Here is an 11,786-nt window from a genome sequence, read left to right as displayed (position 1 = left end):
CCGGTGCTTTTAGCGCCGGGAGGGATAGCGCGTCGTGCGCAGCACGACCTGGATTACGCCACCGCCTGTCCCGCCTCTCCTTTTAGGTTGGTGGAAGGTAAGAGGTGATAGCCATAGCCATCGCCTCGCTGAATAATCGTGCAATATTTATACGAAACACCGTCTACGACACCGTTTTCGGTCTGGATGTTAAAGCTTCCGGTTTTACGCACCGCGACACGGCCCGTATGGGTACCGATTTTCTTGCCGGTGGGCACGATGGCGTTGACCATATCGCCGGTCTGGAAGCCGTGTACCTGCTTTTGCCGCATTAAAACGCCCCGGCGAAAGCCGAACTTATCGAGCCGTGTGCGCTGATAACTGCCTCGCCCGGTGGCTTTGATCGTTAATGTCGGCACCTGCCAGTCGTGCAGGGCATCGAGTGGGCCGACACAGGCCGCGTCCAGGGCATGGGTTTTGGGGATGCCGAGGCGTTGGCGGTTGTATTTGGTGCGCCCGCCCGTGCCCACGGCGACCGGCAAGCCGGTGGCTTTAAGGGCGTTAAACAATGCCCATCGTGTCGCATTGACCGCGCTGGCATCCCGCAACGGACGTTGTTGCTGGCACTGCACCCGCTCAAGCCGTGCCTCAGCAGTGTGGCCGCATTTTTTCAGGCGCTTCTTGAGTCCTTTGCTGGTCGCGAAAAAGTCGGCAAGCGGCTGGCGATCTTTCTCGGTGTTGCAGCCGTGGCAACTTAGGGTCAAGTTACTGACACGATTAGAACCGCCTCGACTGCGCGCTACGATATGCTCGACTTCCAGCGGGGTGTCGGTGGCGCCGCAGTAGGCACACTCGCGACCCCACTTTTCCAGCAGGTATTCACGCACCTCATAACCCAATAAGGTGCCTTGCTGGTACTCGATGCCGATTATCTCGGGGTTTGCCAGCTTTTGGGTATCAAAGCGCACCAACTCTTGATCGAGTGCGGTGATCGGCGCTAGCTTGCATAACCGATCCACCCACGCCATCACCGTATCAACGCGGTGCTGCAAGCTAGGCGCCAGCCAGCCCTTGGGCTTGGTGCGGTTATCGAAGCGTGGAGCACGGTGGCGCAGGTTTTGGCTACGGCGACGACGCCGAAAAGACGCGCGTTGTTGCAACGCTTTTTTAATCTGGAAGCCTCGATGCACCAACTCAAATAGGCACAACACATGCTGCCCATTATCGGCCTCACGTACCACGGCCAAGCCGGTGGTTTGGCTGCCCGGATCGAGTTTTAAGCGCAGCGGTTGCGTGTCGCCGCCCACGCGATCTTTGAGCCGAACGGTGAACGGATAGCGTTTATGCACCACGGCGCGACCGCGCTGAAGCAGTAACCGCGCGCGTTTTTCGCTACATGGCATCAACGGCCGCTTGTGTTTGCTTAGTACGAAAACCGCCATAGCGATTTTCTCCTATGTTAATGCCCTTACGGGCCTAGTGTCGCGGGGCTTACGCCCTGTCTCCCCTCGAGAATGTGCTACACCGGATTGGCTTTGCGCCGCCTTGCCACCTTCGATGCTTACTCCTACGCCAGCATGATGGTTCGTTCCAGAGTCCGAAGCTGAGTGAAGCACCTCGGAGTGGGTCTTTACCCTATGTAGCACGTAGCGGGCTGGGTACCGCTTTCCCTGGTCAACCGTGCGAACTTGTGATGTCACAAGCTCGGAGGCTTTAGCCCCGAGTAGTTGACCGGTTATTAGCAAAGGTTGTGCTTATTATCTTTGATACACTGATACTAATTAATTATACGAACAATATGAAATGGGCATTGGCTCATCCAGCAACAATCTACAGTATTTCAATACGCGGACCGAGTTCAGAATGAGAATTTGAGGACGAACAGAAAGCTACCTTATAGCGACCTAGATACTGGTTTGGCTATGTTTGAACGTATGTTTTAAAAAAGCGAAAACCACAACCCATGCTGTGATGACAGCCGAATTCCTAATAGACAAAGCCCTACCAGAAGGCCTTTTCCGGCCAATAAACGAGGCGGTTCCTTTAACGATCATGAAAATTTTGTACAACAATATATAGATTTTGTATGACTTTTTGGTTTTTATTGTTCTATTATAATTTTAGTGCGCATAAGGTTCAGTCACGGTAAAAAAGCAGCCCGCTAACGTCGATGCCTTTTCAAGCCACTACTTCAGTGAAAACTTAATAAAACATTCGGTTCTAAAGATAAAAAGGTGCTCTTAGAGATGACTTTCACTACTCCCCTCGCTGAACTGCAGGAATCGAGCGAACTTTTTCCCCGCACCGTGATGCTGACTGGGAACGATCCCGAAGCAACGCGTCGAGAGATTGAGGCGTATTTCATCGCTACCTTCGACCGCTACGAGTCGCTGTTTACCACGCTAGCGAATGAGGAAGCCTACCTTCGCAAGTCCATATCTCTTAGACACCCATTGATCTTCTATCTCGGTCATACCGCTACGTTCTTTGTTAACAAGCTGGTGCTGGCGAAGCTCTTGCCTACGCGTATCGACCCCAATATGGAGGCTATTTTTGCCGTGGGCGTCGATGAAATGAGCTGGGACGACCTTAACGACGACCATTATGAATGGCCGTCCGTCGATGAGGTCATGACGTATCGTGGCAAGGTACGTGACGCAGTGCTTGCGCTAATCCGCGACTTACCGATCTCGCTGCCTATTGGTTGGGATAGCCCGTTCTGGCCCATTGTCATGGGTATCGAGCATGAGCGTATCCACTTGGAAACGTCTTCCGTACTGATCCGCCAGCAACTACTTCACCTGGTGACACCACAACCCGCTTGGGCGCCTATTCGCGTGACCGGCGAACCTCCTGAGAATACGCTGATCACCGTTCCCAAAGGCGAAGTGGTGTTGGGTAAGCCGTTTGATGACCCATGGTACGGCTGGGACAACGAATATGGCCATCACCGCGCTGACGTTGACGAGTTTAAAGCCAGCCAGTTTTTGGTAAGTAATAGCGAGTTTCTGGAATTTGTTGAAGCCGGTGGCTACTTGAATGACACTTTCTGGTCGGAAGAAGGACTGGGGTGGCGGAATTTTGCCAACGCAACGCATCCCACGTTTTGGGTGTGGAAAAACTCATGGCACCTGCGTTTAATGACCGAAGAAGTGGAAATGCCTTGGGACTGGCCTGTTGAGGTGAACTTCCACGAAGCGAAAGCATTTTGCAACTGGAAGAGCGAGCAAATCGGCCAGCCGGTACGTATGCCGACCGAAGACGAATGGCACCGTTTGGCGGACGAAGCAGGTGTCACAGAACTTGAAAATAACGCCCCAGCCAACGCCAACTTGCAGCTTGACCACGGGGCTTCCCCTTGCCCGGTTACACGGTTCCAGCATGGCCAGTGGTTCGATGTGGTGGGCAATGTGTGGCAATGGATGGAAACGCCGACGTATCCGTTCCCAGGGTTTGATGTACACCCGCTATACGACGATTTCACCACGCCAACGTTTGATAATCAGCATAACCTGATTAAAGGCGGCTCTTGGATTTCTTGTGGTAACGAGACGCGCCTCAGTGCCCGCTACGCGTTTCGACGTCATTTTTTCCAACATGCTGGCTTTCGCTATGTGGTATCGGATACGGAGGTCAAGCCGCCCAGCGCCTACTATGAAAGCGATGCCCGTATGGCTGAATACGCCGAGTTTCATTACGGTGATAAGTGGTTCGACGTTGCCAACTTTCCGAAGACCCTGGCTAACAAGGCGCTGGCCTGCATGGCGGACAAACCGAAGAAACGCGCGTTGGATTTGGGCTGTGCCAGTGGTCGCGGCAGTTTTGAACTGGCCCGTGAGTTTGAGCACGTGGACGGGGTTGATTTCTCCGCCAACTTCATTCGCCAGGGCGTTGAAATGGCGGAGCAAAAAGTGCTGCGCTATACCCGCACCGAAGAAGGCGAGTTGGTCAGTTACCAAGAACGTACGTTGGCAAGTCTGGGACTGGAAGAGTGCGCAAGCCGTGTCAGCTTCCACCAGGGGGATGCGTGCAACCTTAAGCCCCAGTTCAATGACTATGACTTAGTGATGGCGGCCAACTTGATCGACCGGTTGTATAAGCCTTCACAGTTTTTACAAAACATTCATCAACGAATTAATGCCGGTGGCATTTTGATGATCGCGTCGCCTTATACGTGGTTGGAGGAATATACCCCGAAAGAAGAGTGGATTGGCGGGTTCAAGAAAAACGGTGAAAACGTGACCACATTGGAAGGTCTCAAAGAGTTGCTTGAGCCGCACTTCCGTATGATTAGCGAGCCTGAAAAAGTGCCGTTTGTCATCCGTGAGACGATGCATAAGTATCAGCATAGCCTCTCGGAAGTCACGCTGTGGGAGCGTCGCTCTTAACCAACTCGTCTATGGCCCGGTTAATCGTATGATGTGCGGTTAACCGGGCGAACAGACCTTCGTCGACCACTGCGTTGATTAATCCCAACAAGACACCTAACACAGCGCCGCGGTGCACATTATCACCGCCCACCCCTGCATTTATCTGCAAGGCCGTTAAAGGGTCTTGATGATGCTTACAGGCAAGGTACAGCACCGCTGGCCATGCATCAGAAATATAGCATGCCGGGGATAGCACCCTGCCGATGACGTCCCGCGCGGGCCGCTCACTTTCCACCAATTTGTTCAAATCGCGCTTTGATAGCCCCCTTGTTGCCTGAAGCAGCAGAGCCTGCACGTCGGTATTTTCATCACGAAACAACAATGCGTCGATCAGTTCAACGTAGGCATCGCAAACGTTGGCAAGCGATTCATCGGGGTGAGTAAGGGCTAAATGTTGTCGGCATACGCTGCGCGTCTCTGCCAATGAACGCCCTTTTAAGCGTTCACCAATGGCCAGTGGGCCAATGGTGACTAAACCGCCGATAGACGGCGTATCATGCGTGACCGCAGCGCACCGTTTGGGAGGCAGCCCTTTGTCCAGATTAGCGAAAAAGCCGCGATGGTAAGATTCTGCATAGGTGTCTGGGTGGGCCGGGATTTCTGCTGTCATCAACTGAATATAGGCATCTAAAAAGGCATCGGCATCATAATGCTGGTTGGTCTTTGCCATGGTCGCCATCAGCGTTAATGCACAATAGGCATTGAGCGTGTTGTCCCCAGGGGCCATGCCTTGGTGATAGTGCACGTTTGGGCGGTTCCAAAATGACTGTTTGCCTTTGAGTATGACATCACCCACAACTTCGCGATCTGCATGGCCATTACTGCGTTTACGGCCACCGCCTCGGGTGGAGTGCATCGACATAATTGATGTTGGATGGAACTCAGGCGGCGCTTCAAACGCGTTGATTCCGTCGGGAAACGCGCGATCAATATCATGCACGTTGTAGAACCAATGAACCGGCATGGCCAATGCATCGCCGATAAATAGGTTTTTTAGCGCCGCAAGCGCTCTGGATGTGACAGGGTCGGTCATGGCGCAGGCCTCTTAGCATCTTTAACGCGGTAATTTATAAAAGTTAATGGCTTATCGGTGACTCGACATCGCTTTTTGTGAAGGTAACGCGCAGCGGGGATTCTGCAGTTTGCCAACGCCCGGTCTGCACGGTGTCGCCGTTTTTTCCTTGCACTACATAACTTTGCTGGCCGTGGTGGCGAAGTGCCGCGGCAAGTTGCGTAATAGCGCGCGCATCATTGCCACTTAGCAGACCAATTTGCGTGCCTGGTGCCATCCAAAAACGTGCCGCCCCGGCGGTGGCTAGCGGCTGTGGCGGGGTATCTAAGTCGTTGCGCCTTTGCCATGCGTTCACTTTTTCCGTTGAGCCAATTACCAAAAGGGGCTGATGTCGGATATTTTCCCGGTTGACTGGCGCTGCGAGTGCCTCGGCGTCCCTGCCTAACACGTGTTGTGCCAATGGTTGCAGCGCTTCGTCTAGGGCCAACACGCGGGTATCTGGGTCCAGCATGAGCTGGCGGAGGATAGCCGGTGTTGGCCCTGGATGGCGCAACAGATCGGCCCCTGGGTCTATCGCAAGGGAGAGAGGGCGGGAGGCAACCACAAGCTCAAAGCGCAAGTGCTCTTCGTGCATGGGCTGGCGAATATTTACCTGCCCTTCCTCAGTGGTTACCACCAGCGGAACGTCCAGCGGCCAAGGGTCATGGACGCCGCGCTGGGTCAGCGTGCCGCTAAGCTGATAGCCTTCGTCATGGGTGGCGAGGTCGACAGAGTCCAAATGCAGCGATGGACGGCCTGGCTGGGTGATCCAAGGCATCATAAACGCGTCTTGCGGCTCGCCCGCCGCACCACTAAAAGCGTCAATAAGGGCCTGCCAATCGGCAGTACGGTACATCCATTCATCAGCAAAACGGCGTAGCCCCTGATCAAATGCCGCATCACCTATTCGTTGGCGCAGCATGTGGAAAAGCATGGCACCGTGCTGATAGCCAATCAGGCGGCCTGCGGCATCAGGCCCGCCGCGAAACGCCACCAATGCACTTTCTTGGCCAGTAGGCAGTGCGGCTAGGTCTGCCAACCAGCGGCGGCGCATGGCTTCCGCGTTATCTTGTTGCTCTGCCAAGGCGTAATCGGCTAAATACGTGGTAAGTGCCTCGGCCCAGTTGCCGCTTCTGTAGTCTACGTTGACACCTGCCCCCCACCACGCGTGCATTAACTCATGGGGTAATGAAGTAGTGGGAATGAAGGGCAGCGGAATAACCCGTTCTCCCAATAAGGTGAAGCCCGGAAACGCAACGCCAATAGGCGCGGGTGATGCTGCGATGGAAAAACTGTCATAGGGAAGTGGCCCCAGGCGAGCTTGGAAAAGGGCTAGCTGCCTAGCGGCGTGTTCACCATACCTCTCTCCAAATGCCTCGTTTAACGCCTTGGGGAAAAGTGTGCGTAATCGAACCCCGTCAATCTTTTGTTCGCGAAGGTGCCAGGGACCAGCGGCGATGTTTATTTCACGGGTGTGGGGATGATAAAAGTGCGCCACATAGGGCTGACCCGTTTGATGTTGTTCTTCGATTAGCGAGCCAGTGGCAACGGCGAGCTGCCCTGCTGGCACGCTAATCGTTACCCGCAGCGAGGCAGCAGAATCATCTAAGTGGGGATACCAGCCCGCCCGGCTAGGTAATAGGCTACCTTCCACGGCGACTTGATGTCGGCTGCCGTTATCCGATGCTGGCAATCTGCCTTCCCAATGCAGTGTGACGGGTATCTTGCTGTCTGCCCTATCAGCCTTATGAGGCAGGTACCAGCGCCCATCAGCCTGCTGAGTCACCGCAAGCGCTTCATCGCCACGCCGCGCTGACGTAATGCGAAGCCCCTCAAGCAAGCGAAAGCGGCTTTCTTGGCTAATGTGTTGCTGGAGTTCGCCTTTGAGTGCGCGAGTGGTTGGATCGAATTCGATACTCAACGTGCGCTGTGTAGATGTGTCCGGTTGCTCTCCCCAAGCAAGCCCTACTGTTACAAGCCCTACTGTTAACAGTAATAGCGTGCTCAGGCTTAATTGCATCAGCAAGCGGCGGTAGAGGTCAGCAGTCAACATGGGCATCCTTCTAGGAAAAAGGAGAACAGCTACATTATCGTGAGCGTTTTTATGCTTGCCGAGCAGTTAAATAATCGCATGGGGCACAAAGCAACTGGTGTCTTTAGTGATACGGCCGCTGTCTTCGCGAATACCCATGCCACACGCATGGTCGCCCACTACCCAGCTCCCGATCAGCGCGTGGCGGTCATTAAAACGCGGCATGGGGTGATACTGTTGCAGGATGCGCGGGCTATCTGTGTAAGCACCGCCAACCGATTCGGCCAAACCGTCAGGCGTAACCAGGGAGATATTGCTGCCTTCACGGGAGAAAAACGGCTTACGCACCCATCCTTTTGTGACCGGTTTCTCCGGTGCCAGGTCGAAATACGCTGGCAGTAGATTCGGGTGGTCTTCGTTCCACTCCCATAGCAGCGGCAAAATCGCTTTATTGCTGAGAATCGCCTTCCAGGGCGGCTCAAACCACAGGGTATCCATTGACGGGATGAACTCACCAAAAGGCTCGTCAGCCATGTTTTCCCAAGGGTAGAGTTTAAAAATCGCGTCAATCGGGCGGTTTTCGAGATCCACGAAACGCGGATGATCGGCGCCTGGCGGGTAGCCGATATCTTCCATAAAGACGAACGGGGCCTCTAACCCCGCCTGCACCGCGCAATCCTGTAAATATTCGACCGTGGCACGATCCTCAACGTGGTCTTTGATGGAGGCAAAATGCAGACGCCCTTCCGGTAATCCTTGTTTTACGTGCGAGAACGCCGCAACCAAACGTTCCTGAATCGCGTTGAACTGATCGGCATGGCGCGGAAGCGTGCCTTGGTTGATGCACTGCTCAAGCCACACCCAGGAAAAAACCCCGGCTTCGTACACCGACGTTGGGGTGTCCGCATTGTATTCCAAAAACTTGGCCGGATTTTTGCCGTCATAAGCCAGATCAATGCGGCCGTAAACGTGCGGTTGCCCGCTCGACCAGGAGTGGCGAATGGCGTCCCACATGAACTCGGGGATGGCGATTTTTCTTAATAGCGCATCGGAGGCGCAGATGCGATCCACCGCGTCCATGCAAAGCTCGTGAATCGCTTCGGTCGGGTCCTCGATGTCACGCTCCACCTGCTCCAAGGTGAACTGGTAGTAGGCGTCCTCGACCCAATAGCGCTCCCCTTCAAAGGTGTGAAAGTGAAACCCCAGGTCATGTGCCAAGGCTTTCCAGTGGGGACGCTCGGGAATGGCGACGCGCAGCATGACACATCCTTTTCAGGTAACAGTAAGAACCGAGGCAATCAGACAAAGCCAAACATGGAACCGGTGCTTACCCGAAGGCAAGCGCCAGACCATATTTAGGACCCAAAACCGCCCCGCGCGCTGGAACGTGAACCAAACCCGGAACGCTGGGTGGCGCGCATATTGGCTTTCGCCACATTGGAGCTAATCGCCGTGTTGCGCCGGGTTACCTCTTGGCGCGTTTGTGCGGTCGCGGCGCCCCACTGCCCACGGTTCTCACGGGTGCGGTAGATAGGCTCGTGATACACGCTGCGAACACGCGCACCATCGCGGTTACGATTGGCCATCATGTTGCCGACCATGTAGCCCATTAGCGCGGGTCCCACCCAGCTACCGCCGCCGCTATTGCTGGCGCTATTGTCAGTACCAGTACCGTTGTTGACGTTGCAATTTCCCTCGCCATATTCAGCTTCGCACTCTTCCACCGAGGCAAAGCGCGGAGTGTTTTCTTGCGCGGCGTTGTACGCGGCTTCACAAGCGTTGCGTGTGTAAACGTTATCCTTAACGCATTCCTCGACCGAGCGATACGCCTCAGGCTCCGTAAAGTTGACGTTGGAGAGCTCCGGCGCATCCAGCGTGGGGTCGGGATTACCACACCCCGAGAGAATGGATGCCGCCCCAGCGCCCATAAACGCCAGCGTTAAACGGACGCTACGCTTACGTCGTGGCCGGATAGTGTCGTGTTGTTTTGCCATAAAACCTCCTTACCAGACCATGGATGCGGCATTCAGTAGGCCAACCGCTAGCGCAATCGTACCGGCAAGCAGGCCGTAAGCCACATGCCCCTCGGTGATGTGCGACGACAAACTCTCCCCGCGCGATTTAAGCACCGCTTTGATCACAAAAAACGTCACGATTTGCACAAAGAACGCAATGATACCCCACGCGATAAAATCCACATACGACACGGAATTAGCCATCGCACTATAGAGGGGAATCGTAAAGCCGAGCGTAGCACCACTGTATGCCAAGGCGGCCGCCACGTTACCTTCGCGAATCAATGTCCATTCGTGGTGTGGGGTAATACGGCTATACGCCATCATAAAGACGACAAGCAACAGCGAGGCGGTCAGGAGGTAAGCGAAAAAGGCCGGTAAGCCCGACAGATATAAACCCAGATGTCCCATAGACGATTCCTTAAATGAAAAAGTGATACTGAAGTTAATGCGCGTCGATCATCAGGGCGCGGATATCGACCCCTAAACTGGTCACACGCTGGTAGGTGCCATCCACCGGATTGGCCTCGGCGCTAAGCAGGATGTACTCAAAGCGATCGGAATCCGCATCCTCGCGCTCGTACAGCATGCAATGATGGTGGGTGATAAAGCCGTTAGTGTTGGCATCTCCGCTGGACACAACTTGCTCTTCTAGCATGACCGGTGGCGACCACGACGCCTCGGGGTCGCCCCAAATACGCGCGTAGACAGTGGGTCTTGCCACCCCTGACGCCACCGGCAACTCGAACACGATATGGCCAAGGGTATTGGGCAGCGATTTTCCTTCAGGGGCGTTAATCTGGCGATCAAACTCGACATCGGCCAAATCCGTGGCTTCCCAGAAATCGAAAACTTTGTACTCAAAGACTTGCTGGTTGGCGACGGAGGCTTGAATCCACGTATCGTTCGCGAGATAAAAACGCACCAGCTGCTCGCCTTGCCCTAGCTCAACCACGCCCACGGCCGCAATGTGTTGCGGCTCGCCACTCCATGACGAATCAAAGCGCAAACCATCAAAGGCTTTCAGCGCCAGCATATCGAGGCTCACCATCCCGCCAAGGCGAAGGCCAGCAAAATCTTCTGGGGCCATCCCGACCGGTAGGCCTTTTGAGCGCGCTTGCAGGTGTGCTGCATGCCTATCTTGAGCACGCCCTGAGCGTGAACGAAGCAAGGTTTTGAATGATTCCAACATGATGGCGTCCTCAACCTGTCGTGGTTAGCAAATCACCCAGCTGGCGTTCCGTCAGCCGCGTATCTGCCATGTAGTAGACAATATCGCCATTTTTTAACGGACGGTCAGTCGACGGGTTGAGCATGCTGTCGCCGCCCTCCCCGTTAGCCAGCCCCAAGATAGTCACGTTGCAGGCGGTTTTGGCCTTCCAGAACAGATCGCCAAAAGTGGCATCAGCAGGGGGATGACTCAGCGTGGCCTGGTATTGCGTAGCGCCATGATCGACGGCCAACAGCTCGTTCACGACCCGCGAAATCCCCGCGTCCGTGGCCGAACGCACCAGCATTTCCAGCGCTAGCGCCTCGGTACACTCAATGCCCGGCAAAGTGCGGCGCAGCATCGCGGCGGTATCAGGGTTCTCGCAGTGCGCCACGATATGAGCGTTAGCTGCTTTAAGACTGTACGCACTCAAGGCGACCGTGGCGACCCGTTCGTCGCTGGTATCGTAAATAATAATGCGGCTGGCGCTTTCAATGCCCGCGCGCTTAAGCAACTCGGCGTTAGAGAAGCTCTCGCCTTTGACGAATTTCAAATCGGCCGGCCGTGGATTGCTCATTTCCTTCGTCACGCACAGCACCACATCATCGGGGAGCGCTTCATCTTCTTTTAGAATATCCAAGATCCGCTCGGTGGTTTCGCCGTGCCAGCCGATCACCAAGGTATGGCCGGACAGATGGCGGAAATCGCCTTTCCCCTGCATGTGCAATCTCCAATAGTCAGAAATCGTGACCGTGGCCTTACCAATCAGCGCGGCAAATAGCGCGATGCCGCCGGGTATCAAGTAAAGCGCCGTGATCCACTTGCCTAGCACCGTTTCGGGGCTAAAATCCCCGAATCCAACGGTGCTGGCTGTCACAATATAATAATAAAACCAGGCATTTAATGTCTCCGCGATGGGCTCCCCAGCGAGGGTATAAAGCACCCAAGTGGTACCCATGTGAGCCAGCACCACAAACAGCAAAAATGTCCACGAGACATTGAGCGTTGAGGCTTTAAGGGTGCGAAGTAACTGCTGAATAACGGGCATGGCGGTCTCTTTCAGTCACCC

At 54.7% G+C, this 11,786-nt stretch carries 9 protein-coding genes; 1 reads left to right on the top strand and 8 read right to left on the bottom strand.

The features are described 5' to 3' along the window. Window positions 1-53: 53 nt before the first annotated feature. Window positions 54-1,421 (bottom strand): RNA-guided endonuclease IscB, encoded by a 1,368-nt coding sequence (gene iscB / locus QC823_RS05745; RefSeq protein ID WP_309655398.1) that lies wholly within the window; start codon window positions 1,419-1,421, stop codon window positions 54-56. An 804-nt stretch (window positions 1,422-2,225) separates the two neighbouring features. Between iscB and ovoA the strand changes: the two genes are divergently transcribed. Beyond that, window positions 2,226-4,367 carry a 5-histidylcysteine sulfoxide synthase gene (ovoA, locus tag QC823_RS05740; protein ID WP_309655397.1) on the top strand — a complete coding sequence of 714 codons (2,142 nt, stop codon included), beginning with the start codon at window positions 2,226-2,228 and terminating at the stop codon, window positions 4,365-4,367. On the opposite strand, the gene QC823_RS05735 is transcribed toward ovoA, so the two are convergent. The 7 genes from QC823_RS05735 to QC823_RS05705 all read right to left on the bottom strand — a co-directional run bounded on the left by QC823_RS05735 (window position 4,342) and on the right by QC823_RS05705 (window position 11,765). Beyond that, the gene (locus tag QC823_RS05735; protein WP_309655396.1) at window positions 4,342-5,442 is read right to left on the bottom strand and encodes an ADP-ribosylglycohydrolase family protein; all 1,101 of its coding nucleotides are present in this window, start codon (window positions 5,440-5,442) and stop codon (window positions 4,342-4,344) included. The two genes, ovoA and QC823_RS05735, sit on opposite strands and share 26 nt — an antisense overlap. A gap of 43 nt (window positions 5,443-5,485) precedes the next feature. Further along, window positions 5,486-7,513 carry a M1 family metallopeptidase gene (locus QC823_RS05730; protein WP_309655395.1) on the bottom strand — a complete coding sequence of 676 codons (2,028 nt, stop codon included), beginning with the start codon at window positions 7,511-7,513 and terminating at the stop codon, window positions 5,486-5,488. Window positions 7,514-7,579: 66 nt separating this feature from the next. After that, window positions 7,580-8,752, bottom strand: coding sequence for a glutathionylspermidine synthase family protein (locus QC823_RS05725; protein ID WP_309655394.1), 1,173 nt, complete (start codon window positions 8,750-8,752; stop codon window positions 7,580-7,582). 95 nt (window positions 8,753-8,847) lie between these two features. Next, window positions 8,848-9,486 (bottom strand): DUF1190 domain-containing protein, encoded by a 639-nt coding sequence (locus QC823_RS05720; RefSeq protein WP_309655393.1) that lies wholly within the window; start codon window positions 9,484-9,486, stop codon window positions 8,848-8,850. 9 nt (window positions 9,487-9,495) lie between these two features. Beyond that, entirely contained in the window at window positions 9,496-9,918 is a 423-nt protein-coding gene (locus tag QC823_RS05715; protein ID WP_309655392.1) for a DUF350 domain-containing protein, read from the bottom strand. 34 nt (window positions 9,919-9,952) lie between these two features. Further along, entirely contained in the window at window positions 9,953-10,699 is a 747-nt protein-coding gene (locus tag QC823_RS05710; protein WP_309655391.1) for a DUF2491 family protein, read from the bottom strand. Window positions 10,700-10,709: 10 nt separating this feature from the next. Then, the gene (locus tag QC823_RS05705) at window positions 10,710-11,765 is read right to left on the bottom strand and encodes an ion channel (protein ID WP_309655390.1); all 1,056 of its coding nucleotides are present in this window, start codon (window positions 11,763-11,765) and stop codon (window positions 10,710-10,712) included. Window positions 11,766-11,786 lie beyond the last annotated feature (21 nt).

Origin of the sequence: Vreelandella vilamensis (assembly GCF_031451755.1) — a bacterium.
GTDB classification, from domain to species: domain Bacteria; phylum Pseudomonadota; class Gammaproteobacteria; order Pseudomonadales; family Halomonadaceae; genus Vreelandella; species Vreelandella vilamensis.
The sequence above is the reverse complement of the archived record's forward strand: the minus strand, read 5'-3'. Positions and strand labels throughout refer to the sequence as shown.